24 protein-coding genes are annotated in these 24,801 nt (G+C 70.7%); 9 read left to right on the top strand and 15 right to left on the bottom strand.

Annotated elements, in window-relative coordinates:
• Nucleotides 1-100: 100 nt before the first annotated feature.
• The 4 genes from BR98_RS08345 (at nt 101) to BR98_RS08360 (ending at nt 2,702) form a co-directional block, all read left to right on the top strand.
• Nucleotides 101-745, top strand: a complete 645-nt coding sequence (locus tag BR98_RS08345) for a ScbR family autoregulator-binding transcription factor (RefSeq protein WP_035841458.1) — start codon at nt 101-103, stop codon at nt 743-745.
• Nucleotides 746-1,205: 460 nt separating this feature from the next.
• Nucleotides 1,206-1,841, top strand: coding sequence for a hypothetical protein (locus BR98_RS08350; RefSeq protein WP_035841459.1), 636 nt, complete (start codon nt 1,206-1,208; stop codon nt 1,839-1,841).
• Nucleotides 1,842-1,981: 140 nt separating this feature from the next.
• Nucleotides 1,982-2,476, top strand: a complete 495-nt coding sequence (locus BR98_RS08355) for a GNAT family N-acetyltransferase (protein WP_051969445.1) — start codon at nt 1,982-1,984, stop codon at nt 2,474-2,476.
• 28 nt (nt 2,477-2,504) lie between these two features.
• A complete protein-coding gene (locus BR98_RS08360; RefSeq protein WP_035841460.1) occupies nt 2,505-2,702 on the top strand; it encodes a hypothetical protein in 198 nt (65 codons plus the stop codon).
• Between the two features lie 35 nt (nt 2,703-2,737).
• Here BR98_RS08360 and BR98_RS40170 read toward each other — a convergent pair whose 3' ends face one another.
• On the bottom strand, nt 2,738-3,040 hold the full coding sequence (locus tag BR98_RS40170) for a hypothetical protein (RefSeq protein WP_035841461.1): 303 nt from the start codon (nt 3,038-3,040) through the stop codon (nt 2,738-2,740).
• Between BR98_RS40170 and ligA the strand changes: the two genes are divergently transcribed.
• Complete coding sequence (gene ligA, locus BR98_RS08370) at nt 3,039-5,066, top strand: NAD-dependent DNA ligase LigA (protein ID WP_083976150.1); 2,028 nt, start codon at nt 3,039-3,041, stop codon at nt 5,064-5,066. The two genes, BR98_RS40170 and ligA, sit on opposite strands and share 2 nt — an antisense overlap.
• An 11-nt stretch (nt 5,067-5,077) precedes the next feature.
• On the opposite strand, the gene BR98_RS08375 is transcribed toward ligA, so the two are convergent.
• The 7 genes from BR98_RS08375 to BR98_RS08405 form a co-directional block, all read right to left on the bottom strand.
• Nucleotides 5,078-5,626 carry a GNAT family N-acetyltransferase gene (locus BR98_RS08375; RefSeq protein ID WP_035841463.1) on the bottom strand — a complete coding sequence of 183 codons (549 nt, stop codon included), beginning with the start codon at nt 5,624-5,626 and terminating at the stop codon, nt 5,078-5,080.
• A 154-nt stretch (nt 5,627-5,780) separates the two neighbouring features.
• Entirely contained in the window at nt 5,781-6,368 is a 588-nt protein-coding gene (locus tag BR98_RS08380; RefSeq protein WP_035841466.1) for a DUF4190 domain-containing protein, read from the bottom strand.
• 127 nt (nt 6,369-6,495) lie between these two features.
• Entirely contained in the window at nt 6,496-8,163 is a 1,668-nt protein-coding gene (locus tag BR98_RS08385) for a glycosyltransferase family 39 protein (protein WP_051969446.1), read from the bottom strand.
• Complete coding sequence (locus tag BR98_RS08390) at nt 8,160-9,779, bottom strand: ArnT family glycosyltransferase (protein ID WP_051969447.1); 1,620 nt, start codon at nt 9,777-9,779, stop codon at nt 8,160-8,162. The genes BR98_RS08385 and BR98_RS08390 overlap by 4 nt, the downstream gene beginning before the upstream one ends.
• A 28-nt stretch (nt 9,780-9,807) precedes the next feature.
• The gene (locus BR98_RS08395; RefSeq protein WP_035841468.1) at nt 9,808-11,064 is read right to left on the bottom strand and encodes a glycosyltransferase family 2 protein; all 1,257 of its coding nucleotides are present in this window, start codon (nt 11,062-11,064) and stop codon (nt 9,808-9,810) included.
• Between the two features lie 145 nt (nt 11,065-11,209).
• Nucleotides 11,210-15,280, bottom strand: a complete 4,071-nt coding sequence (locus tag BR98_RS08400) for a choice-of-anchor D domain-containing protein (protein WP_051969448.1) — start codon at nt 15,278-15,280, stop codon at nt 11,210-11,212.
• Nucleotides 15,281-15,391: 111 nt separating this feature from the next.
• Complete coding sequence (locus BR98_RS08405) at nt 15,392-15,862, bottom strand: MmyB family transcriptional regulator (RefSeq protein ID WP_267886043.1); 471 nt, start codon at nt 15,860-15,862, stop codon at nt 15,392-15,394.
• A gap of 119 nt (nt 15,863-15,981) precedes the next feature.
• Between BR98_RS08405 and BR98_RS42490 the strand changes: the two genes are divergently transcribed.
• Nucleotides 15,982-16,203, top strand: coding sequence for a zinc-binding dehydrogenase (locus BR98_RS42490; protein ID WP_083976396.1), 222 nt, complete (start codon nt 15,982-15,984; stop codon nt 16,201-16,203).
• 117 nt (nt 16,204-16,320) lie between these two features.
• On the opposite strand, the gene BR98_RS08410 is transcribed toward BR98_RS42490, so the two are convergent.
• The 3 genes from BR98_RS08410 to BR98_RS08420 all read right to left on the bottom strand — a co-directional run bounded on the left by BR98_RS08410 (nt 16,321) and on the right by BR98_RS08420 (nt 20,221).
• Complete coding sequence (locus BR98_RS08410) at nt 16,321-17,421, bottom strand: hypothetical protein (RefSeq protein ID WP_035841469.1); 1,101 nt, start codon at nt 17,419-17,421, stop codon at nt 16,321-16,323.
• Between the two features lie 36 nt (nt 17,422-17,457).
• On the bottom strand, nt 17,458-18,537 hold the full coding sequence (locus BR98_RS08415) for a hypothetical protein (RefSeq protein ID WP_035841470.1): 1,080 nt from the start codon (nt 18,535-18,537) through the stop codon (nt 17,458-17,460).
• Nucleotides 18,538-18,850: 313 nt separating this feature from the next.
• A complete protein-coding gene (locus BR98_RS08420) occupies nt 18,851-20,221 on the bottom strand; it encodes an MFS transporter (protein WP_083976152.1) in 1,371 nt (456 codons plus the stop codon).
• Nucleotides 20,222-20,293: 72 nt separating this feature from the next.
• Here BR98_RS08420 and BR98_RS08425 point away from each other — a divergent pair, with 72 nt between their 5' ends.
• Complete coding sequence (locus BR98_RS08425) at nt 20,294-20,791, top strand: ArsR/SmtB family transcription factor (protein ID WP_035841471.1); 498 nt, start codon at nt 20,294-20,296, stop codon at nt 20,789-20,791.
• A gap of 20 nt (nt 20,792-20,811) precedes the next feature.
• Here the strand turns inward: BR98_RS08425 and BR98_RS08430 are convergent, their stop codons facing one another.
• Entirely contained in the window at nt 20,812-21,330 is a 519-nt protein-coding gene (locus BR98_RS08430; RefSeq protein ID WP_035843627.1) for a GNAT family N-acetyltransferase, read from the bottom strand.
• Nucleotides 21,331-21,425: 95 nt separating this feature from the next.
• Between BR98_RS08430 and BR98_RS08435 the strand changes: the two genes are divergently transcribed.
• The gene (locus BR98_RS08435) at nt 21,426-21,791 is read left to right on the top strand and encodes a hypothetical protein (protein WP_035841473.1); all 366 of its coding nucleotides are present in this window, start codon (nt 21,426-21,428) and stop codon (nt 21,789-21,791) included.
• Nucleotides 21,792-21,816: 25 nt separating this feature from the next.
• Here the strand turns inward: BR98_RS08435 and BR98_RS08440 are convergent, their stop codons facing one another.
• The 3 genes from BR98_RS08440 to BR98_RS08450 all read right to left on the bottom strand — a co-directional run bounded on the left by BR98_RS08440 (nt 21,817) and on the right by BR98_RS08450 (nt 23,996).
• Complete coding sequence (locus BR98_RS08440; RefSeq protein ID WP_157537496.1) at nt 21,817-22,413, bottom strand: hypothetical protein; 597 nt, start codon at nt 22,411-22,413, stop codon at nt 21,817-21,819.
• A gap of 108 nt (nt 22,414-22,521) precedes the next feature.
• Nucleotides 22,522-23,280 carry a class I SAM-dependent methyltransferase gene (locus BR98_RS08445; protein ID WP_035841475.1) on the bottom strand — a complete coding sequence of 253 codons (759 nt, stop codon included), beginning with the start codon at nt 23,278-23,280 and terminating at the stop codon, nt 22,522-22,524.
• A gap of 86 nt (nt 23,281-23,366) precedes the next feature.
• Entirely contained in the window at nt 23,367-23,996 is a 630-nt protein-coding gene (locus BR98_RS08450) for a hypothetical protein (RefSeq protein ID WP_035841476.1), read from the bottom strand.
• Between the two features lie 132 nt (nt 23,997-24,128).
• On the opposite strand from BR98_RS08450, the gene BR98_RS08455 reads away from it, so the two are divergent.
• On the top strand, nt 24,129-24,602 hold the full coding sequence (locus BR98_RS08455; RefSeq protein WP_035841478.1) for a carboxymuconolactone decarboxylase family protein: 474 nt from the start codon (nt 24,129-24,131) through the stop codon (nt 24,600-24,602).
• Nucleotides 24,603-24,801 lie beyond the last annotated feature (199 nt).

Consider the following 24,801-nt stretch of genomic DNA (forward strand, 5'->3'; position numbering starts at 1 on the left):
ACGTACGAACAGGTTGGTTTTCTTTTCAAGCGTCAGCACTCGAACAGGCGTGCCCGCAGTCGGCACTTGAACTCGTCCGCGACCCCTCAGGAGGGCGACTGTGGCCAAGCAGGACCGAGCGATCCGCACCCGCCGCCGGATCCTGGAGGCGGCTGCCGCGGTCTTCGAGCAGCAGGGCTACCAGGCCGCCACCATCGCGGAGATCCTCAAGGCCGCCGAGGTGACCAAGGGCGCGCTCTACTTCCACTTCGAGTCCAAGGACGACCTGGTCCGCTGCATCCTCAACGAGCAGCACAGCCAGGGCCTGCCGCAGCCGCAGAGCCTCAGACTGCAGGAGCTGGTGGACTCCAGCATGATCCTGGCGTACCGGCTGCGCACCGATCCGCTGGTGCGGGCCAGTGTGCGGCTCACCCTGGACCGGCAGGCCGAGGGGCTGGACCAGCGCGGGCCGTTCCAGGACTGGTCCCAGCACAACCGGCAGATCCTGGAGGCGGCCGGCCGACAGGGCGAGCTGCTGCCGCACGTGGACCCGGCCGAGACCGCCGAGGTGCTGGTCGGCGCCTTCGCGGGGGTGCAGCTGATGTCCTACTCGCTGACCCACTACCAGGACCTGCCGATCCGTCTGCGCGCGCTCCACCAGCACCTCTTCCCGAGCTTCACGCTCCCCGCCGTGCTCACCGCGATGGACTTCGGCCTGGACCGTGCCGAGAAGCTGATCGCGGACTCCACCGATTCCGAACCCTGAAGCCCCGCAAGGAATTCCGGCCCGGCAACCGTGCGATGCGCACGGTTGCCGGGCCGGAATTCCTTGCGGCTCGCCGCGGAGTCGGACGCACCCGGGCCGCGATGGTCCCCTTCGACCATCGCGGCCGGCCAGCGCCCGGAGCAGCTCCAGGACGGCGACCCGGATGGCCAGTCGGTCGATGGGCCGGCCGTCGCCGGGAGCCCGCAGCAGTGCGGCGTCCGGCACGGCGCGCAGGTGCGAGGCGATCAGGCCCTGTTGCTGATCGGCGAGTTGACGGGCGAACAGGTCGTAGAGCGCCGGGAGTCTCCACCGGCGCACCGGAATGGTCTAGTGCTTTTCTGCGGGGCCCGGATCGGCACCCGGCCCGGCTGGCCACGGGAATCAGAAGATCACCGGAGGCGTTCGGTGCGGGTAGCGGCTCCCGATGGGACGGGAGCGCGCAGCGACAGGGGGAACAGCGATGTCCGTACTGGCAGCAGAGGCAGAGTTCGAGCAGGCCTGGGCCGATCCGCGGGCCACCCGGGCGGAGTTCCCGCCCGTCGACGTCAACCAGGTGCTGGCCGAGCGCTATGTCACCAGCGAGCCGGTGCACTTCACCCGCGCGATGCTCTGGGACCTGGAGACCAGGAAGGCGGCCGCTCCCGGGGTGTTCATCCCGTACGTGGTCCGGTCCGGCAGTGACGCGTCCTGGGCGCCGGGGCGGCCGGGCGGCGCGCTCGGGGACGAGTTCGTCCGCAGCTCGGACCAGCGTCTGTGGGCCGAGCCCGAGGTGTACGGGCTGGTGCTGGAGGAGGTGTACCTCGACCAGGAGCAGCAGACGGTGACCTTCCTCGGCCGGGCGGAGTTCCCCGACGCCGACGGCGCGCCGCTGCACGCGGATCCCCGGCAGCCGCTCTTCCACGTCCAGCACGGCGTGGCCGGCGGCGAGCAGCAGCCGCTGAACACCTGGCGGATCGTGCTGCTGACCGAGCAGCCGGACGCCGCGCTGGTGGCCCGCTTCACCGAGCAGGGCCGCGATCCCTGGCTGCCGGGGTTCGTGGAGAACTACATCCGCGAGGTGCTCGGCGTCGAACTGGAGCGCAAGGACCTCGGCTGAGGCATTCGCCCGCCTCGGCGGCGTGCGTACGTCGCCGAGGCGAGCCGGAAAGCCGTTGCGACGGTTGTCGCGGTCCGGTAGACCGGGCTCGGCAGGATCGGGCGATTCATGGCAGCAGGGCTGCAGGTTGGGGGGCGACCGTGCTGATCAGGGCGGCGCAGGTGGGCGAGGCCGAGATCCTCAGTGAACTGGCGGTTCGGTCCAAGGCCCACTGGGGCTACGACGAGGCGTTCATGGCGGCCTGCCGGGACGAACTGACCGTCCCCGCCTCGAAGGTCGAAGAGCTTCGGACCGTGGTGGCGGAACGGGACGGCCGCATCCTGGGTTTCGCCACCTTGGAAGGCAGCCCACCGGAAGGCGCCCTGGGCATGCTCTTCATCGAGCCTGAGGTCATCGGACAGGGCATCGGTCGCCGCCTGTTCGAACAGGTCACCGCCTCCGCGCGACTGCTCGGGTTCGATCGCCTCACCATCGAGGCGGACCCCAATGCCGAGTCGTTCTACCTCGCGATGGGCGCCACCCGAATCGGAGCGACCCCGTCAGGCTCCGTCCCCGGTCGGACGCTGCCGCTGCTCGTGACGCGTATCCGCCCGCCGGCCACCGGCCACGGGCCACGGGCCACGGGCCACGGGTAGGCTGCACGCAGCGACTTGAGGGGGAGTCATGGCGAAGGTCACGATCAGTCTGGACAGCGACCTGGCGATCGAGGTGATGCTGCTGGCCGGTACCAGGAGTCCGCAGGACGCGGTCGAGTTGATCGTCCGGGACTACCTGGCACGTGGCCGCCGCACCGACGCCCGTACCGGCGACGCCGCCGACCAGCACCTCCTCGACCGACCGCCAACGGCGGACGAGGGCTGACGGGCACGCCGGTGGGCGACCGGAGATCGGCTGCCTCAGAAGGGGCGCTGGGCATCCGGGGGCTGCTGCTGCTGGTACCCGTAGTACCCCTGCTGAACCTGGGCCTGCGCTGCGGCCTCGGCCCGCTGGCGGAGTCGACGCTGCTTGGCCTTCATGGCCAGCCCGATCGCGATGAGCGCCACACTCAGTAGCGGGAGCAGCAGGAGGAGCAGGCCCAACGGACTCATGTCGTTCGGATCCCCCTGATCGGCCCGGAACTGCGGCTGCCTCCGCAGTGTACGGCCTGGCAGGCCGGCCTGGCTGGCAATGTCAGTGCTGGTGGAGATGATGATGTCCATGAAGGACGCAGCCGTTCTGGCCTCCCCCACCGCCTACGCCGATGCCGTCGCCAGCGCCGTTTCGGCGGCCGCGGCCTACTACGCCGACGGCAGCACGCCGCTGGGTGACGACGAGTACGACGCGCTGGTGCGCGCCATCGAGGCGTACGAGCTCGAGCACCCGGACCAGGTGCTGGCCGACTCGCCGACCGGCAAGGTGGCGGGCGGCGCGGCCGAGGGCGACGTCCCGCACTCGGTCCCCATGCTGTCGCTCGACAACGTCTTCTCCGCCGAGGAGCTGGCCGCCTGGGCGGAGGGTCTGGAGCGCCGCCTCGGGCATCCGGTGGACGGCTGGTGCGTGGAGCCCAAGCTCGACGGGCTGGCGGTCGCCGCGCGCTACCGCGCCGGCCGGCTCCAGCAGGTGCTCACCCGTGGCGACGGCCTGGCGGGTGAGGACATCAGCCACGCGGCGGACGCCGTGCTCGGTCTGCCCGCCGAGCTGACCGAGCCGGTGGACATCGAGCTGCGCGGCGAAGTCCTGCTGACCCAGGAGCAGTTCGAGCACGCCAACCAGGTACGTGTCGCCCACGGCGCGGCGCCGTTCGCCCACCCGCGCAGCGGTGCGGCGGGCACCCTGCGGGCCAAGGACCGGCCCTACCGGATCGAGCTCACCTTCTTCGCCTACGGCGCGGTGGGCGTCGAGGACCTCGACCACAGCGCCCTCCTGGAGCGCCTGGCCGTCCTCGGCGCGAACACCGCGGCGACGACCGCGGCGCACCCTGCGCGCTGCGCCACGCTGGCGCAGGCCCAGCAGCGGGTGGCGGAGATCGCCGAACTGCGCGCCACGCTGCCGTTCGGGATCGACGGCGTGGTCATCAAGGCCGACGCGGCCGCCGACCAGCAGCAGGCCGGCTCCGGCTCACGGGCGCCGCGCTGGGCCGTGGCCCGCAAGCTGGCGGCCCAGCACAAGGTGACCCGGCTGCTGGCGGTGGAGTGGAACGTGGGCCGCACCGGCATCATCGCTCCCCGGGCGGTGCTGGAGCCGGTGGTGATCGACGGCGTCACGGTCACCTACGCCACCCTGCACAATCCGGCCGACATCACCCGGCGCGGCCTGCTGATCGGTGACCAGGTGTTCGTCTACCGGGCCGGGGACGTGATCCCGCGGGTGGAGGCGCCGGTGCTGGAGGAGCGCACCGGCGCCGAGACGCCGATCGTCTTCCCTGCTGCCTGCCCGCGCTGCGGCGACGCGATCGACACCTCCGAGCAGCGCTGGCGCTGCGTGCGCGGACGCGGCTGCCAGGCGGTCGCCTCGATCCGGTACGCCGTCGGCCGCGACCAGCTCGACATCGAGGGCCTCGGTGGCACTCGCGCCGTCCAGCTGGTCGAGGCTGGTCTGGTCGCCGATGTGGCGGACCTGTTCGCGCTGACCCGGGAGCAGCTCCTCGGTCTGGAGCGGATGGGCGAGACCAGCACGGACAATCTCCTCGCCGCGATCGAGACCGCCCGCACGGCCCCGCTGGCCCGGGTGTTCTGCGCGCTGGGGGTGCGCGGCACCGGCCGCACCATGTCGCGTCGGATCGCGGCCCACTTCGGCAGCATGGCGGCGATCCGCGCGGCCGATGCCGACACCCTCGCCCAGGTGGCCGGGATCGGCGCCGAGAAGGCGAGCGTCATCGTCGCCGAACTCGCCGACCTCGCACCGGTGTTGGACAAGCTGATCGCGCAGGGCGTCGGTACCGCGGTGTCGGAGCCGGCTGCCGCCACGGCCGAGCCGGCCACCGAGGGGGAGGCCGGCCCGCTGGCCGGCGAGACCGTGGTGGTGACCGGCAGTATGACCGGCGCACTCGCCGCACTCTCGCGCACCGAGACGAACGAGCTGATCGAGCGGGCCGGCGGCAAGGCCTCCTCCTCGGTGTCCAAGCGCACCACGCTGGTGGTCGCCGGTGAGAAGGCCGGCTCCAAGCGGGCCAAGGCCGAGGAGCTCGGGATCCGCATCCTCTCCCCCGAGGAGTTCGCCGTCCTGGTCGCCGACCAGCTCGCCTGACCCGGCGACAGCTACACCTGCGGCTGCGGCTTCGGCTGCCAGTCCTCGGCCAGCAGCCCCAGGATCACCTCGTCCAGGAACTCCCCGTACACCCAGGCCGCCCGCCGCAGGGTGCCCTCGACGGCGAAGCCGGCCCGGGTGGCGGCGGCGATCATCGCGGAGTTGTCGGCGAGGGTCTCGAGCTGGAGGCGGTGCAGGCCGCGGACGGTGAAGCCGTACTGGCAGAGGGTGCGGACGAGGTCGGTGCCCAGCCCGCGCCCGCGGAAGGACGGGCGCAGGGACAGGCCCAGGTGAGCAGTCCGGTTGTGGGTGTCGATGCCCCAGAGCAGGGCCTCGCCGGCCAGTTCCCCGGAGGTGAGCTCGACCACCGAGAAGAAGGCCACCTCGCCGCTCGACGGCGCGGGGGCGTACGGGGAGTCGGCCGCGCCCGGCGAGATCGGGCGCCAGGGGCGGGAGTCGGCGCGGGACCGGGTCGCCACATCGTCGTAGAGCTCGCTCTGCAGCACCGGGACATCGCTCTCGTGCCGGGCCCGCAGCCCGATCCGTTGACCGTTAATCATGGGCTCTTGCTATCCCACCGGCAGCGGCCGATCAACCGAATTGCCCACAGAACGAAGGTGGCGGGCGCAGTCGCCCCCCGCGCGACTGCGTCCGCCACCTGGCTCGATCAGCTGAATCAGCGGAGATTCAGTTGCTTCAGTTGCGTCAGCTGATTCAGCTGCCGATCGTCCCGCACTCGGTGTCGATCTTCTTGGCGTCGTCGTTGATCTTCGCCTGCAGCTCGTCGCCCGGCACGGTGCCGGTGTTGATGGCGGTCACCAGCTGCTGGAAGTCGTCGGACAGGTTCTTGATCGCCGTCTTCGCCGCCGAGTTGTTGCTCTTGGCGGAGTCCGCGGCCAGCTGGCTGGTCAGCGTCTGCAGGTCCGTCTTGAGCGCGTCCGGGTTGTTCTGGTCGGCGTTGAGCTTGGAGTCGTTGTACGTGTTCAGCGTCGACTTGGCCGCCATGCAGCCCGGGTCGGTGGCCTTCAGCAGGACCGGAACGAAGTAGGCGATCGGGGCGATCCACAGGATCGACAGCACGATGCCGACCCAGGCCATCGCCTTGCCCTTGCCGACCTTCTTCGCACGGGACAGGCCGATGAAGCCGAAGACCAGGCCGAACAGGATGCCACCGATCAGACCGAAGACCAGCGACGCGACCGCGAAGCCGTTCTTGCCCTGCGGCTGCGGCGCAACCGGCGGGTAGCCGTAGGCCTCGGGCGCCTGGGCGTCCGGGCCGACCTCGTTCGTGGGTATGGACACGACGATCCTTAAGGGGGAGAGAGCGGGGGGAGCAACGGGTGGTCATCACCCGAAGCGCCGCTTAGAGATATCGGACTGCTCCCCTTCTGGGCAACTCACTCTCCGTCAGATCTCGCCCCGTCAGATGCTACGTATGCTGCCAAACCGTGAAGTACTGGATTCCGTGGCTGGTGGCACCCGGAATCTTCGCAATCACGTGGTAATTGGGGGCCTTCTCCAGCACGCCGGTCAGCTGCTTGTCCAGGGCGGCGGTCGGACCGTCGTCCAGCACGATCAGCTGGAAGTGACCGTCGGTGATCGCGGCCTGATAGGCGGGCAGGTCGGTCAGGGTGCTGCCGTCCCGTCCGGTGTACTGGAAGAAGTAGGTGTTGAGCCACTGCTGCGGCTGTGTCCGGGTCCGCAGGTAGTAGCGCGGCACCTCGTCCTCCTCGACCAGGTAGATCGCATCACCGGAGGTCACCAGCGGGCGCAGCGTGCTCACCAGCCCCGAGGAGTTGGGCCAGCCGCCGTACATCGGCCCGGCGGCGTGCCCGGCGTAGAAGGCGAGCAGCCCGCAGACGCCGACCGCGATCCCGGGGACGCCACCACGTCCGAGGCCGCCGAGGCGTCCGATGCGTCCGAAGCGACCGATCCGGCTCAGCCCCGCCAGGCCGGCCCCGGCCACCGGTGCCGCGAAGAGCAGCCCGAAGCCGATGTGCTTGTGCAGCGAGACGCTGGTGCCCAGGTGCGCCTGGTAGACGGTGGCCAGCACGGCGCTCCCGCTGAGCGCCCCGGCCAGCAGCACCGGCGCCCACCCGCTGCGTCGAACCGCCACCAGCCGCACCGTCAGGAACCCGACCCCGGCCAGCGCCAGCACGAACACCCAGCCGCCCCACACCAGTGAGAGCCGCAGGATGTTCGCCAGTGGCTCGCTCCCGGCGGCCCGGTTGACGGTGGTCTGCGACAGCCCGGCCCGCACCTGTGGCCCGGCCAGCCGCAGCCCGCCCCAGAGCAGCAGGCCGACCCCGCCGGCCAGCAGCAGGCCGCGCAGCACCCCGCGCCGCCAATCACGCCACGGCGCCTCGGAGACGAGTCCCGCCGGGCTCACCGCACCAGTCGTACTCGCCGCACCAGCCGTGACAGCTTTCCCGGCCGGGACGGCGAGCACGGCGGCCGCCAGCACGGTCGGCAGGTAAAGCGCGGCGGCGTACTTGACCCCGGCCGCCAGTACCAGGGGTGGGGCAGCGGCCAGCACCGCGAGCAGCGGGCCGCGGGCCGTCCTGACCACCAGCCACAGGGCCAGCGCCAGCAGGAAGACCGCCGCGGCGTCATAGGTGGCCAGCCGGCCAAGGAACAGCGTCGGCGCGCTGGTGGCGAACAGCGCGGCCGCGATGGCCGCGGCGGCCTTGCCGTACAGCCGCCGGGTGGTGGTCCAGAGCAGGGCCGTGCTGCCGAGCATCAGCAGCAGGCTGAACACCCGTACGCCCTCCAGCCCCAGCACGCCGTCGATCGCGGCGGCGGCCACCGGGTAGAGCATCGGCGCGCCGGAGAAGAAGGAGGCGTAGTTCTCCCCGACCGGCACGCCGTGCAGCAGGTGGTCCAGTTCGCGGTGGCCGGCGTAGACGTACAGTGCCTCGTCCTCGAAGGCGGTGTTGGCCAGCCGGTAGGCGAGCGCGCACTGGAGCAGCAGGACGATCAGCAGCGGCAGCCGGTCGACCAGGGCCGACCGGAGCCGTCGGCCGGCGCCCGGCGGGCCGGTCGGGGCTTCCTTGGCGGCGATCGGCCCGGCGGTGGCGGCAGGGGTGGTGGTGGTCACTGGCCACTCCCGTCGTGGTCGACCCGCTGGATGGTGATCTGCTGGTCGCCGGTGCCGAAGGTGGCCACCGTGGTGGAGTGGGCGATCGCCGCGCGCACGGTGGGCAGGCCGTTGGGGTCCTGCCGGATGACCGAGGTGAGCACCACGTAGTCGAGGTCCCGCCAGCCGTTGGGCAGGGTCCTGGTGACGGCGGGGTCGAGGTCGACCTTGTAGAACCAGATGGCGCCGAGCCCGGGTTGGAAGCCGTCCTGGACGGCGTCCAGCCACATCGCGTCGTCCACCACGATCCGCCGGTGCGCGGGGTCGGGGATGTTGCTGTCCAGCCACTGCGCGGCGGCCACGTAGTTGCTGTTGGACAGCGCGGTGTCGGCGGTCTCGTCGCCGCTCTCCCAGTGCGGGGCGACCAGTCCGAGCAGGGCGATGGCGAGCACCGCGACCAGGTCGCGCGGGCTCGCACCGAAGCGCGCGAGCCTCCCGATCGGCAGTCGCAGCAGCGTGCGCACCCCGAAGTCGGCGATTCCGGCGATGGCGAGGGCGAAGAACGGCAGCACCTGGATCACGTACATCGCGGGCAGGTAGCCGTTGGGCCGCATCGCGACCACGACCAGCAGCACGGCGGCCACCCCGATCTCGCGCAGCCGGCGCACCGCCAGGGCGAGTGCCGAGGCGGCCAGGCCGGCGAAGATCAGGATCGGGTCGCGGACCAGCCACCAGTGCAGGGTGAGGTTGGAGACCGAGCCGGAGCGCAGGATGTTCCCGGAGCCGCCGCGCCCCAGCTGGTACTGCAGCGCGCCGATCAGCGAGTTGTGTCCGGGACCGGGCAGCAGCTCGCCCTTGAGTACGGCGTACAGCAGGTACTGCACGCCGATCATCGAGAAGGCGGTGAGGAAGCCGACCACGGCGAACTTGCGGGTGGCCCGGTCGGTGCCGCGCCAGACCGCCATCAGCAGCGCCGGGGCGACGATCACCATCGTCTCCTTGGAGAGCACCGAGACGGCCGCGAACAGCCCGGCCGCGATCTGGTGCCACAGGTGCCGGCGCGGCGAGAGTGCGCAGGCGAAGGCGGCGAGCATCCAGACCACGGCGAAGTTGTCGAGGTAGATCTCCCGCTGCATGGTCACCGAGAGCGGCGAGAGACCGAACACCACGGTGGCCAACGCGGCGGCCCAGCGCGGTAGTTCGATCCGTCGGGCGACCAGGTAGGTGAGTGCGGCGCCGGCCGCGCTGACCGGCAGCATGATCACCCGGGCGTTCATCACCACCAGCGCGCCGTGCCAGAGCAGCGCCGGGATCCAGGAGAGCGCGGCGATCTGCACCCAGCCGAGCGGCGGGTGGTCGTACCAGTAGCTGTAGTGGGCCAGGCCGTGGCCGTGCTGGATCGCCCAGGCCTGGGCCAGGTAGGTGCCCTCGTCGTCGCTGACGGTCGGGAAGTTGCCGATGTTGAGTGCCTGCACCGCCACCACCACCGCCACCAGCACGGTGACGATCAGCAGGTCGGGGCGGGCGCCCAGTCGTCGGGCGAGTCGAGCCGGCCGGCCGCCCGGGTCGAACGCGGCTTCTTCAACAAGCGGTTGATGCTGATCGGATACGAACGTTTCTTCGATGACGGTAGCCATCGCGTGCCTTCCTCCCCCGTCAGGAACCTCAGGAAGCTGCGCCGGCCTCGACGCCGAGATGGGCGCCGACGTGCCGGGTCAGTTCCCAGTCCTTGCGGCCGCGCACTTCGCGCCAGACCGCCCGGATCGCGGCGCCGGCCAGGATCAACTGGTAGAACGGGCCGCCGATGATGAGCTTGAGATAGTGCGGGAACCTGATCCGCAGCTGGTAGTGCTTGCCGAAGTCGTGCAGCCCGACCGCCTCGAAGGCGAACATCGCCACCATCGGGATCAGCGGCGAGAAGGAGACCAGCGCGACCAGGTCCGGCACCCGGGCCAGGAACGCCACGCCGATCCCGAGCAGCACCATCAGACCGGAGAGCGCCTGCACGAAGGGCGTGGCCAGGGTGTAGCGGGCCAGCATCCGCTGGCGCATGCTGGGCAGCGAGCGCCAGTCCCGCTTGCGGTAGACCTGCAGGAATCCCTGGTTCCAGCGGGTCCGCTGCTTGAACAGCGAGAGCACCGAGTCGGGCGTCTCCTCCAGGGTGACCATCGCGGAGTCGTAGGCGACCACCACCTTCGCTCCCTGGCTGGACAGTCGCACCCCCAGGTCGCAGTCCTCGGCCAGGCAGTTGGCGTCCCAGCCGTCGTTCCGTCGCAGCTGCTCGGTGCGCACGAAGACGGTGTTGCCGCCGAGTGGGATGAAGCCCTTGGCCGCGTGCAGGTGCAGTCGGCTGCGGAACCAGAAGAAGTACTCCAGGCAGTTGCGCAGGCTGTACCAGCTGGAGTGGAAGTTGATCAGCTGGACGCCGCCCTGCACCACGTCCGCACCGGTGTCCCGGAAGGCGTGGTCCACGTGCGAGAGCAGCTCGGGGTGGACCTGGTCCTCGGCGTCGAAGACCCCGACCACATCGCCGTGGCAGTGCGGCAGGGCGGAGTTGAGCGCCTTGGGCTTGTTCTTCTTGGCGTGCGTGTCGGTGACCACGAAGACCTGGTGCGGATGGTCGGCGGCCAGTCGGTGGGCGACCTCGGCGGTGTCCGGGTCGTCGTGGCCGACGATCACGATCACCTCGAAGTCCGGGTGGCTGGATTCCAGCAGTCGCAGCACCGTGCGTTCCAGCACGGCCTGTTCGTGACGGGCCGGGACGAGCAGCGAGAAGGAGAGCGCCCCCGTGCCGTCCGGGTCGGCGAAGCTGGTCGCCGCGAGGGTCTCAGGGGTGCGCCAGGCGTGCAGCATCCACCAGAGCGTGAAGACGGCGACCCCGAATAGTAGGAGTGAGCACAGCACGACAACTGCTGAAATCATGGAAAGTTCCCCCCAGCACGGACCGAACCGAACTCGGTCCAGCCATGAGTATTGACTACCTATCAGCACCGGGAGGCGAATTCACGGGCTTTTGACTCGAAAGTAACTCCGCCGACCCGCCAGACCGCCCTTGCGCCGAACATCCTTACGAGGCAAAGGAGATGGTCGGCGCCGAGACGGCGAAGGTGTCGGTGGAGGCACCCACCCCGGCGGTGAACGCCACCAGCACCCGGTTCGGCAGGGTGACCGCGACGTCCAGCTGTTGGACGCCGTCGATCTTCACCACCAGATGGCTCGCGGTGGTGACGGTGATGTCGATCTGATGGCTCGCGCCCTGCAGGGCCGGGATCGTGGTGCTGGTGGCGAGCGTGCCGAACCCGCCGGTACCGGCCCGTGCGGTGCCGACCCCCAGCACCGGCGCGGTGTTCACCCCGAAGTTCCCGAACACGCAGAGCCCGGTGACCAGCGCGTTCAACCCGCCCACCCCGAGCCCACTGCCGTCACTGCCGAGGGAGTTGGCGGTGTTGGTGGAGGCGTCGAGCAGCGCGAAGCTCATGCCGTCGCCCTGCGAGCTGCTGGTACCGCTGATCTGCTCGGTGAACACGGCATGCAGACCGAGCGGCGAGACCGCCGTGCTGTTGACGACCGACCCCTTCGAGGAGTGCATCCCGTCGGTGGTCAGCGCCACCACGCCCGCGTTGTTGGCCGCCACCCCGTTCAACTTCCAGGAGCTGTCGGTGAATCCGGGCAGCGTGCCGCCGCTGGAGGCCGGCTGTCCGGCGCCGGCCAGCGAGACCGTGACCGTCCCGCTGGTGGTGGTGACGGCGAAGGTGCTGTTCTGACTTCCCGTCAGGGTCGGTGTGAAGCTGACCGGAACGGTGATGGTGCCGCCGACCGGGACGGTGGTGCCGACGCTCGGCAGGTTCGCACCGAACGGCGCGGCGGGCGCGCTGACGGCCGTCACGGTCTCGGTGGCGGTGCCGTTGTTGGCCAGGATCACCGACTGGGCGGCCGAACTGCCCACGGTGGCCGAGCCGAAGGCGACTGCGGTCGGCGTCGGGGTCAGCGGCTTCGGGCTGCCGGTGGCGGTGGCCGGCGGGGTGATCACCACATTGCCGACCGCGTGCAGGTCGGTGGAGTAGCCGGTCGACCCGGTGAACCCGACGTAGGCGTTGCTCGGGATCACCCCGGCGGCCGGGACGTAGTCCAGCAGGCCGGTGCCGTCCAGCGAGACCTTGACGTGCCCGCCCGCGACCGTGACGCCCACCGCGTGGGTGCCGGTGCGCAGGTCGGTGGGCGCCTTGGCGTAGGCCAGGTAGGTCAGGTTGTCGTGCCCGCTGCCCGGGCCGGGTGCGATACCGAGGAAGTTGCCCATCCCGGTCTGCCCGCTCCAGGAGGAGACCAGGTCGACGCTCAGCCCGGTCAGCCCCGAGAAGCCGAGCCCGCCGCCGCCCACGCCGGTGCCGGTGGCCGTGCCCTTGGTCGAGTCGACCAGGGCGAAGGTCATGCCGTCGCCGCCGGTGCCGCCGTTCAGTTGCGCGGTGAAGGAGGCGGTCAGGCCGTCGGTGGCGACCGGGGAGCCGTAGAAGGCCGAACCGGACTGGTTGGAGCCGGCAGTCGTCAGCTGGATCGCGCCGTTCGCCTGCGTCGCCGAGCCGTTGGCCTGCCAGCCGGTCGGCGGCGCGGGCAGCGTGGCCAGGCCGGTGCCGGTCAGCTGGACGTACAGGTCGCCCTGTCCGGTGTTGCCGGTGATCTCGTAGCTGTCGGCGGCGGCGCCCGCCGCGCTCGGACTGAACACCACCGGGACGGCGATCGACTGGTCCGGGCCGATCACGGTGCCCTCCGCGATCGCGTTCGGGCTACTGAAGGTGCCCACCGGCGCCTTGGCCTTGTTCAGTGTCACCGCGATGTTGCCGTCATTGGTGACGGTGAAGCTGAGCTGCGGCGTCTGGGTGCCGACCGGGATGGATCCGAAGGCCAGGGTGCTCGGCGTGATCGTCAGATGGCCCTGGCCGGTGACGGCGCTGCCGGTGAGCGGCACCGCGAAGGTCCCCGAGGTGGAGCTGACCGAGAGCGTGGTACTGCTGCTGCCGGCCGCCGTCGGCAGGTAGGTGACGTTCTCGATGAAGGACCCGCCGGGCGCCACCACGGTGCCGGGCGCCGGCGCACCGGTCACGCTCCACGGCGCGGCCGGCGACTGCACGGCGCTCACCGTCTCGTTGCCGGTGCCGGTGTTGGTGAACTGCACGGTGGCCGAGATCGGCACTCCGGTGGGCTGGTCGGAGAAGCTCACCTTCGCCGGATTGGTCGCGAATCCCGCCTTGACCCCGGTGCCGGTGACCGAGAAGCCGACCGTCCCCGCGTCCGTGGCCAGGTTGACGATGCCGGAGGAGGCGCCGGCGGCGGTCGGTGTGAAGCCGACCGGGATGGCGAGGGTGTCCCCCACCGCCATCGGGTGCGGCAGCGCCGGCGCGGTGACGGCGAACGGCGCTGCGGTGGTCACACTGCTGACGGTGAGCGCCTTGGTGGCCGTCACGGTCAGCGTCCCGCTGCCGCTGGCACCGACGTTGACGCTGCCGACGGAGACCGGGGAGCCGGTCAGGGCGGAGGCCGCCGGGCGGCCGAAGGCGAGCAGGTGGCCGTCCCGGGTGCCGATGTAGACCCGGCCGTTGCTGCTGGCCGGGGTGACGAACTTGGGCGCGATGCCGATCGGCCCCGACCAGAGCAGGCTGAGCGAACCGTCCGCGTTGGGCGTGCCGTTGTACGCCAGCAGGGTGCCGTTGTTGCCGTACATGTCGTCGGCCCGCTCCACCCAGACGGTGGCCGAACCAGGCGTCGTACCGGTGGATGTGACGATCGGTGAGCCCTCGGTCAGGTAGCCGAAGTTGATCGCGCCCTGGCCGGCCAGGGCGAGCGCCGGGGCGCCTGACCCGTCGGTGCCCAGCCGGAACGCCTGCAGCGGACCGCCGTTGCTCGAGTAGTAGACGTAGCCGCTGCCGCCGCCCCAGAACGCCGGGTGGCAGTAGCAGCCGCTGTACGGGCCCAGGGTCTGCACGATCACGTCACTGCCGTTCGGACCCTGCGAGTGGCCGCCGAGGTTGTCCCGGTTCAGCAGGAAGACCCGGCCGTCCTTGCCCTCGGTGACGGCCAGGTGCGGGACGGCGGCGGTGCCGTAGCTGTCCGGGATCGCCATCACGCCGCCGGAGCCGAGGTCACGGTCGTTCTGGTCCAGGAAGGAGGCGTCGGAGGGGCTGAAGAAGTCGCTCGCCCTGAGCGAGCCGTCGCCCTGGACGGTGAGGCTGATCACCGACTCCGACATGGTGCTCGGCGGACTGCTGCCCGGACCGACCGGCGGGGACACGCCGTTGCCAGTGGAGAACTCGATGTGCCCCTGGTTGTCGCCGACCAGGCCGCCACCGGCCGCCCAGATGCCGCCGCCGTGGTTCGCCGTACCGGTCTCGTCCGCCCAGAGCGCCGTCTGCGCCCCACCGGTGGACACCCCGGCCACATAGCCGCGCCAGGCGCCGTGGTCGCAGACCGAGCCGAAGCCCGCGTACACCACGCCGTTCATCAGCAGCAGGCCGGCGCGCTGGCCCTGCTCCACCGGATTGAAGACCACGGTCGGGTCGTTGGACGGCGAGCCGCCGATCAGCACCGGGAACCCCGGCTTCTCCGCACCGGTGGTCGGGCTGATCGCGTGCATCTTCCAGGTGGGCGCCTGGTGGTAGGTGCCGCCGTCCTCCTTTGAGGTCAGGAAGACGTACCCGGAGGCCGGGTCGAAGACGGGGGTGGAGGTGATCCCGATGTACGGCGCGAGGTCGCCGCAGGACCAGGTCGCGCCCGGGGTGGTCTCGCCGGAGGCCGGCCACGGGGCGCCGTAGGTGTCGGTCCACTTGACCGCGCCGGTGGCCGCGTCCAGGCCGTAGACGTGGTTGGTCTCGGTGGCCACCACGACCGTGCTGCCGATCACCACGGGCTGGGCGTAGACCTGACCGTTGACGGGGGCGCTGAACTGCTGGCCGAAGTCGGAGGAGCTGACCTGGGCCGGAGTCAGGCCCGGCTCGTTCTGGTCCCAGCCGGTGCGGTAGGTGTCGACGGAGACGGTGGTGGTGTCGGCTTGGGCGGTGGTGGTGGCTGTGGTGGCGGTGACTCCGAGGGTGAGCAGCGCGGTGCAGAGCGCTGCGCCCAGGACACGTCGGCGGCCGGTTTTGTGCATGGCGAGATCCCCCCAGGATCCGGAGCGACGTCTTCGAACTTCGCTGCGGTCCCACCAAGTTATCCATCCGCCAGCTGCCCGGGATGCGGTTTTCCTGGTTTGGCTGGGGATTTACGCAGTCGTAAAGAGCAGCAGGCGCTGGTCGGCCGCCGGGGTCAGCAGCGTTTCCACCTGGTACTCGACCGCGTCGGCCCGCTGTCGCACCTGGCCCTTCGGCAACCGGATCAGCCGGGAGCGCTGGACTCCGACCTCGTGCTGCGCCCAGAGCGTGGCGAACTGCGGGCTACGAGCGCGCAGTCGCTCGACCAGGTCGCGCGCCTCGGCGTCCGCGCCCCGCCGGCCGACCGCCGCACGCAGGTCGGCGACCAGGTGCCGCCCGCTCTCCACCCACTCCTCCTCGCTGTAGAGCTCACGCAACACCGGGTTGGCGAACCAGTTCCAGACGATGTTGCGGGCCTCCCCCTGGACCTGGCACACCGTCCCGAGCAGCGCGTCCGCCTCCGCGTTCTGCGCCAACAGGTCGCCGAGGTCGCTGACCACCTGCACGGGCGTGTCGATCAGTCGCTCCATCAGGTACCGCACCCCCGGCGCGATCTGGGACCCCGCAGGCCGCGCGGCGGGCGGCTGGTGACCGGCGAGCAGGTGCAGGTGGTCGCGCTCGTCCTCGCTCAGCCGCAGCGCGCCGGCCAGCGCACCGAAGCATCGTCAACCCCGTCGAGGCCGAGACCACGGGCACCCGCTTCACCGGCAGCGACCCGTCCGAGGACCGGACCTCGGACGCGCTCGCCCAGGCACTGGCGCTGCACGGTGCGGGGACGCTTCAGCTGCCGATCCGCGCCACCTTCCCGCTGGCCGAGGCCGCTGCGGCGCAGGACTTGAGCGAGCAGGGGCGTGGGCGGGGGAAGATCGTCCTCACGGTGTGAGGAGGAGCTTGTCGCCGGCCTCGAGGGCGGCGAGGAAGGCGGCGAGGGACTCGTCCGGCCGCCGCCAGGGAACCCCCTCACAGCGGCCGGAGCCGTCTCACCGAACCACCGGGACCGTCACTTCCCGGGCACGTGCTGAACGTTCAGGCAGAGCGCCCAGACGTCGGAGTAGCTGCCCGGTGCGGGCGATCCGCCGCTGTGGGTGGCGGCCGTCCAGTGCTCCGGCTGGGCGGTTCCGTCACTGGCCGGCTTGCCGGAGGCGTCGCTGGGGAAGCTCCCGTTGAGGTGGGGGCCGCCGGAACCCGCCTTCGAGAAGTCGGTGGTGGTCACATTGCCACCGCTGATGGCGGCGCCGCCACTGACCAGGTCGCCGTCCTCGTGGCGGCCGGAGCAGCCGACGGTCAGGGTCCGGCTGTCGGTGGCCGAGGTGGGTCCGCTCACCTCGGCGAAGTGGACCGTCGTGGTCACGTTCCTGAGGTTGATGCCGGCTTCGCTGCACATCGCGTACGCGTAGGTCATGTTGCCGCTGTCGCGGCCGCCGCCGATCCCCCCGACGGCGGTCCAGGAGTCGGGGTTGGTCTCACCGTCCCCCGCGGCGATATTGCCGAAGTGGTGCGCGGCGTCGTTGAAGGTGGGGAAGCTGGCGATCGGCTTGAGGCTGCCGACGCTGGCCGGAGTGGTCCGTGCGCCGCCACCGATCAGGACCGTGCCCGTCGGACAGCTCGCCGTGACGATCCGGTCCGACAGTCCGACGGAGGGCCCGGTGGCCTTGTTCATGACCACCTGGGTGTGTCGGATCAGGTTGCTGCTGAGGCACACCGCGTACGGGGTGGTGGAGAACGCGGTGCTGCTGCGGCTCCCGCTTCCGCCGAACGCCATCCAGTGCGTCACATCTGTGCCCACGACGCCGGGGGTGTCGGTGAACTCGGTGCTGCCGTCGGGGCTGGGCACCATGCCCATTACGTGGTTGCCGTTGGCGTCCTGGGTTTCCCCGGTGGTCTGGTCCGCCCCACCGCCGGAGATGAGACCGCTGTCGCAGTCAGCGTGCGAGGAGACCCCGGTGAAGGGGGTGGCGGGGCCCATGGTGGCGCCGGGGGTGGCCACGGTGGCGCTGGCGGTCTTGGCGTCCGCGACTCCCGGCACCGCCAGGGTCAGCAGGGCGCCCAGGACCAGCACCTTTCCGGTGGTGGTGGAGCGGCGCAGCATCTTGTTGCTCAACGGATGTCCTCTTCTTTCTGGTTTGTTGAGGCTGTCTCAGACACCGTCGTTGGCGCACAGCGCCCAGACGTCGGTGTGGGTACCCGTCGAGCCCACTCCCCCGGTGTGGGTGGAGGCCGTCCAGTACGCCGCCGTGGTGGTCCCGTCGGCGACCGGGCTGCCGCCGGAGCTGCTGGGGAAGCTTCCGTTGAGGTGGTCGCCGCCGGAGCCCGGTCCGGTGAAGTCGGTGGTCGTGACGTTTCCACCGCTGATGGCGGCGCCGCCGCTGACCAGGTTCCCGTCCGCGCCTCCGCAACCGACGGTCGCGGTCTGGCCGGTGCTGCCCGTGGTCGGGCCGCTCACCTCGCTGAAGCGGACCTTGACCGTGGCGCCGCTGACGTTGATCCCGCTTCCGCTGCAGATCGCGTACGCGTACGTCTCGTTGGTGCTGTTGCCCGTGCCGTTGTCCCACCCGACGGCGGTCCAGGAGTCGGGGTTGGTCTCACCGTCGGCCGCGGCCTTCTGGCCGAAGTCGTGCGCGGAGTTGTTGAAGGTCGGGAAGCTGGCGATCGCCTTGAAGTTGCCGACGCTGGCCGGGGTGGTCCGGACACCGCCGCCGAGCAGGCGCGTGTTGGCCGGGCAGGTCGCCGTGACCAGGCCCACCGTCGCGGCCGTGGTGGGCGCGTTGATCTTGTTCATCACGACCTGGGTGTGGTTGATCAGGCTGCTGCTGAAGCACACCGCGTACGGTGTCGTGGAGAAGGAGGAGTTGACCTGGCCACCGGTTCCGCCGATGCCGAGCCAGTGCGTCACGTCGGTCCCGACGACCCCGGTCGATCCGGTGTACTCGGTGGTCCCGTCGGGGCTGGGCGAACTGCCCATCACGTGGTTGCCGTTCACCCCCGAGCCGGTGCCGATGGCCTGGTTGATGCCGCCGCCGGCGATCAGGCCGCTGCTGCAGTCCGCGTGGGTCGAGATCTCGGAGTCGATGGTGGTGGGTCCAGCGGTGGCCCCGGGGGTCTTCACGGTGACGCTCACGGTGTTGGCGTAGGCGGTTCCCGACACCGCCACGGTCAGCAGGGCGCCCAGGATCAGCGCCTTCCCTGCGGTGGAACGCCGCAGAAACATCCGGCCCATCAGATTTCTCCCTCGGTGGAGTTGACGGCATGGGACTTCTGTCCCGCCGCGACGGAGCGTCGGTCGGAACCGACCGCTCTTGAGGGCATCAAGGCCTCAGGGGGCCGTCCGGATTTCGAACGCCCTGACCTCGGCACACAGTTCACAGCGGCATCGCCGGTCGGCGGAGAAAGCTCCGCTTGCGGCCCTCATCGGGCGCTCATTCTGCCGCAGATGCGAGGGACAAGTCCCCTGGTGCATCGCACAGGCAAGGCTCATGCCCGCTGTACGGTCGCACAGTAGGCAGCGGTGGGCAGCCCTGGCTCGCTCGCGCTCAGGGCTCGCTGGGCACCAACGGACCGGCCGTGCGGTCTCCCTCCGCCACCGGATCGGCGTAGCAGGGCAGTTCGCGCATCCGGCGCAGCGGCGACAGGAACGCGGGCAGGAAGGTGAGGGACTGGCCGACCGCCCCGGCCAGCAGGGTGGCGCGGACTCCGATCGTGGAGCCGAGCAGGCCGCCGAGCAGCGCCCCGAAGGGCATCGTGCCCCAGACCAGGAACCGCATCGTCGCGTTCATCCGACCGAGCATCCCGGGCGGGCACAGCGCCTGCCGGAAGCTGACCTGGTTGACGTTGTAGACCACGATGCCCATCCACATCGCGACCTGCGCGACCGCGAGCAGCCCCACCGTCCAGTCACGGTGCACGAACGGGGTGACCAGCGCGCAGGGTCCGGCGACCGTGCTCGCCATCCAGATGGCCGGGCCCTGCCCGACCTTCGCCGCGAACCGTCCGGCCACCAGCGCACCGATCAGGCCACCCACCGCCGCGGTCGAGGTGAGCAGGCCGATGACGCCCGGCGAGAGCCGCAGTTGGCGGGCGAGCAGCACGTAGAACACGGCGGAGATCACCGAACCGAACAGGTTGGCCGAGCTGGTGCACATGGCGATCGCGCGCAGTATCCGGTTGCCGAGCACGAACCGCAGACCGTCGCGGATCTCCCGGCCCAGGTTGGCGTCGGGGCTGCGCTCGGGACGTGGCGGCCGGACCTCGATCCGCGCCACCCACGCGGCCGACCACAGGAAGCTCGCCGCGTCCACGAGCAGCGCGTACGGCGCGGTGAGCGCCTGGATCAGCGCGCCGCCGAGGCTCGGGCTCGCGATCTGGCTCACCGACTCGCTGGCCTGGAGCTTCGCATTGCCCTCGACCAGCAGCTCCCGGTCGATCAGCTGGGGCAGGTAGGACTGGTAGGCCACGTCGAAGAAGACCGTACTCACCCCGGTGGCGAGCGCGACCACGTACAACTGCCCGATCGTCAGCACACCGAGGAGCTGGGCCACCGGGACCCAGGCCAGCAGGGCGGCCCGCACCAGGTCGTTGACGATCAGCACCCGGCGGAAGCGCATCCGCTCCACCCACGCGCCGGCCGGCAGGCCCATCGCCACGAACGCCGCGGTCTCGCAGGCCGCCAGCACCCCGACCTGCCAGGTGCCGGCGTGCAGCACCAGGATGGCGACCAGCGGAAGCGCCAACTGGCTGACCATCGTCCCGAACTGGCTGACCGTTTCGCCGACCCAGAGTCGACGGAAGTCGGCGTGCCGCCACAGTCCGCCGCGGTCGGCCGATCGGTGAGCCGGTCCGTCAGCCGGTCCGTCGGCCGGTCCGTCAGCCGATCGGTCGGGCGAGGGCTCGGAAGCAGCAGTCATGGGAGCTACCGTTCAAGAGTGATTGGGTTTTGTCAATCACTTTCCTCCCGGCGCTTGAGTAGGCTGGCGACCATGACCGAACGCCGGCCGGCGACCGACGCGGAGGCGAAGGCGCTCGCCTCCGCGCTCCGCCTGCGGATCCTGCGCATCTGCCTCGGCGAGGCGCGCACCAACAAGGAGATCGCGGCGATCCTCGGCTGCGACCCCGCCAGCGTGCTGCACCACACCAGGACGCTGGTGCGCACCGGTTTCCTGGAGGCCCAGGCGGAGCGACGCGGCGCACGCGGCGCACGCGAGATCCCCTATCTGGCGACGCGGAAGTCCTGGCAGCTCGAGGCGCCCGCGCAGGACCGGTCGATACTCGACGCGTTCCTGGAGGAGCTGGCCCTGGTCCCCGCGGCCGAGGTCGACGCCACCCGGCTCGGGCTGCGCCTGCCGCCGGCGGAGATGGCGGAGTTCCAGACCCGGCTCCGCGCCCTGGTCGAGGAGTTCGCCGCCCACCCGGACGACCCGACCGCGCCCGCCTGGTCACTCTTCATGGTGCTGCACCCCGACCCGAACCGGCCCTGACCGGGCCCGGATCGGTAGCTTCACCGGCCTGCGGAGCGCCACTCGTCCTCGAGGATGCTGAAGATCATCGAGTCTCGCCAGCCGTCACGGATCAGTGCCGTGTGACGGAGTTGCCCCTCGTACGTCATACCGAGCTTGGCCAGCACTCGCGCTGAACCGAGGTTTCGCGGGTCACAGGTGGCATGGATCCGGTGCAGCCCCAACTGCCCGAAGCCGCGGGCGAGCAGCTCCCGCCCGATGGCCGTGCCGATGCCCTGCCCCCACACCCGTGGATGCACGACGTACGCGACCTCGCCGTTGCGCTGACGGGGACTACGCACGTGCAGCTCCCCCATGCCGACGACGTCCTGCCCGATGCGCGCCACATAGGGGAACCTGTGCTGAGGAGTCTGCGACCAGGCCTTGACCGCGGACGCCACGAAGGCCCGCGTCTGCTCCTCGGTGTTCGGGCCCCAGGGCTGGAAGCGGCACACCTCTGCGAGGCAGGCCCACGAGTGAACGGCGGGCCAGTCCTGCAGACTGATCTCGTCGAGGCTCACCAAGTGCTGGCTCACAGGCTGTTCCCGGGGTCGACGCCGACACCACCTTGGCCGAGTATAGGTCTCGGCCATGATCTGGGGGAGGCAGTGCAGCGGTGCTGAGCGAGCAAGAGATCACCCGTGGGCACCTGGCGAGAGTGCGCTGGCGTCAACTTCCGGTCGACACGCGGCGCCAGGTCCTCCGGCAGGCCAGGCGCGGCCGCCCGATCGCGGACCCGAACGTGGCCGCCGTAGCCGTGGGGTGGGCCTGGCAGGTGCTGGGCGAACCGGGCCCGAGCCGGCCGAAGAAGCGGCTGCAAGGGCTGTGGTTCCTCGCCGAGGTCTTCATGGCGGCCACCGGCGGTGCCCGCCCGACCAACGCGACGGCGCTCATCGACGGCGACGAGGAGCACGACGCCAACCTGTACGTCCGGTGGCTCGCCCGGCAGATCGAGCGAGCCAATCCGGTGTACAGGACCTAGCCCGACCGGCGATCGGGGGGCGGCCTCAGCCGGTGGTCGTCGGGGTGGGCGAGGCCGCGCCGGCCGGCGGCTTCAGGCAGGGGGTGCTGACCGCGATGTTCACTCCCTTTCCGGGCTCCGCGCTCTCCAGCAGGACGGTGTGGTGGTCACGGTCGTCGTCGGCCCGGAAGGAGGCGGTGGGAACGGCGGACGGGGTCCCGGCCGAGGACTCCTGGTAGTCGCTGATCTTGAGCCCCTCACCGCCGAGCGCGTCCCGCACCTTGCGGATGACCTCGACGCGCTGGTCGTCCGGGACGTCCAGACGGCCGGCGTAGCTCAGCACGTAGGGGTCCGCCGGCGCCGCAACGTCCGCTCCCCGGCAGGTGAAGTAGCCATAGGTCGGCATCGCCGTGCTGCGTTGACCCCCGGCCGTCTGCCGCACGTGGCCGAGCACCTGGGTCATCCAGTCCATCGCCTCCTGCCGGGACTTGACAGCCAGTGGCTCGCGCGGCCCGTCCTTCCTCGCGCTGACCGGGACAGCCGTGCACGCCGCGAGCACCAGGCCCCCGAGCACCATCAGCGCAGCCGTGCGCACCACCCGTACGGCCGTTGCCAGCGATGCGTCCGTCGATCTTTCGAGCACGGTTACTACTCCCCCGATGTGAACATGCGTGCGTTTTTCTCGTCGGATGCTACGCGCAGCGCGGGGAGCTTCGCACCCGACCGAACGGCTGCTAGGGCCTGTCCAGCCCTAGGCGGACGGCCCCTCGTGGTGCGGCGGGAGGCGGTAGACGGATACGTGGGAGCGGGACTCGGCGGTGAACTCGGAGCCGGTCCAGTCCGCGTGGCGGGTCTCCAGCTCGAAGCCGGCCAACTGAGCCATCAGGTCGAGCTCGGCAGGCCAGATGTAGCGGTGCGGGCTGCGGGACAGGTGGGCCTGTCGGGTCTCGTCGAACCTGAAGTGGTGTGACACGACCCGCTGTTGCACGACATCGTAGGTGTCCATGCCGATGTAGCCGGGCTCGGACTGCCAGACCATCGCCTGTTGGCCCGGCGGGAGTTTGCGCAGTTCAGGCACCCAGAGCTCGATCACGAACCGGCCGCCGGGGGTGAGGTGGCGGGCGGCGTTGCGGAAGCAGGCGACCTGCTCGGCCTGGGTGAGCAGGTTGGAGATCGTGTTGTAGACCAGGTAGACGAGGGTGTACGGCCCCGGGGCGGTGGCAGTCGCCATGTCACCCAGGACCACGGGGATCGTCGCTTCGTCCGCCTTCGTGCGCAGTTCGTCGACCATCGGGCGGAACAGCTCGATGCCGGTCACCGGCACCCCTCGCTCGGCGAGCGGAACGGCCACCCGTCCGGTCCCGATGGCGAACTCCAACGCCCGCCCGTCGCCTGCGAGTTCGGCTAGGCGGTCGACGGTCGGCCGCAACACCTCGGGCGCGAACATGCCCTCGCCCGGCGTGTCGTAGCGCTGGGCGGCATCGACGTCCCAGACCTGCTCCTGTTCCATGCGGCCAACCCTCGCCCTCGGTGTGCGCACTGTCCAACGAATTTGTGGCAGCGGCCGAGGAGTTCACCGAGACGCGCGGACGCTGCTCACGAGCCTCCGATCCGGGTCTCCTGCAGCAGGCCCCAGGTGAAGTCGGCGGTGCAGGAGAGTGGTCGGCCGGCCGCGTCGGGGGCAGTGAAGTCGAGCTGCCAGCGCGTCGGAGCGCTGCCCTCGCGCGGGACGGCAGGCGGGAACGCGGCGGCGACATCGGAGACGACGCAGCTCCACGGGGTCAGATCGGCGATCGTCCGCAGGGTGGGCGGCGTCCCGCCGGGGGCACGCACCAACCACTCGTTCCACACCGGACCGCCACCGGCGCCGGAACCGGATCCGCCGCCGGAGCCAGAACTGGAGCCGGAACCGGGCCCGAGCAGGATCTCGAAGCGGAGCTCGGGCCAGAGCGGCAGCACCCACTGCTGCACCGTGCAGGCGAGGTCGCCGATCTGCCGGCCGAAGCTCGCCTCCGGCGGCCCGAGCACGGCAGCGTAACGGCGGGCGCCGTGCGGGAATCGGGGCGAGCGGATCATCGCCTGCCAGCGCTTGTTGGCCTCCCGCTGCTCGGCCCGGGAGGAGCCGAGTCGGTGCAGCGCCTGCTCGACCAGCTCGGGGCAGTAGTCGGCCATCCGCCGGAGCAGCACGAGTTGGAACTCGGTGGTCGCGAAGCCGTGGATCGCCATCCGGCCAGCCTAGCCAGCCGCGATGCGACCGGCGGACGCCGGCGTGACGCGGCTCACATTCCTTCGTGTCACGACTGCGGGAGCTGCTCTGTCCAAGAGGTGCCAGCGTCAACAACGACACAGGAGTGCACCATGGAAGCCCGGTTGAACGTCATGGCCAGCCCGGTCGCCGCCAAGGCCATCAAGCACCTCATCGCCGCGAGCCAGGCGCTCGCCGAGTCCACCCTGCCGGCCGCGACTCGCCAGCTGGTGATGCTCCGCGCCAGCCAGATCAACGGCTGCGCCGGATGCATCGACATGCACACCAAGGAGGCGGCGCACGCCGGGGAGACCTCCACCCGCCTCAACCTGGTCGTGGCCTGGCGGGAGGCCACCGTGTTCACCGAGGCCGAACGCGCCGCCCTGGAGCTGACCGAGCAGGGCACCCGCATCGCCGACGCGGCCGGTGGCGTCAGCGACGAGGTCTGGGCGAACGCCGCCAAGCACTACGACGAGGACCAGCTCGCCGCCCTGGTGGCCCAGATCGCCATCATCAACGCCTTCAACCGCGGCAACGTCATCACCCAGCAGCCCGCCGGCGACTACCAGGTCGGTCAGATCCACTGACCGGACAGAGGTCACTGAGGTCCCGCTGCCGGTGCCGTCCGGCGCCGACAGCGGGACCTCAGTGACGTCAGCGCTCCCGTGGCGCCGCTGACAACGGTGGACGAACGCGGGATGGCTGCCTCGAAAAGAGCAAACTGGATCAATCCGGGCCTCTTGTCGTGGACCCGATCCGTCGCCACACTCCCGCTAGTGGCACAGA

This window comes from Kitasatospora azatica KCTC 9699 (genome assembly GCF_000744785.1).
GTDB classification, from domain to species: Bacteria; Actinomycetota; Actinomycetes; order Streptomycetales; family Streptomycetaceae; genus Kitasatospora; species Kitasatospora azatica.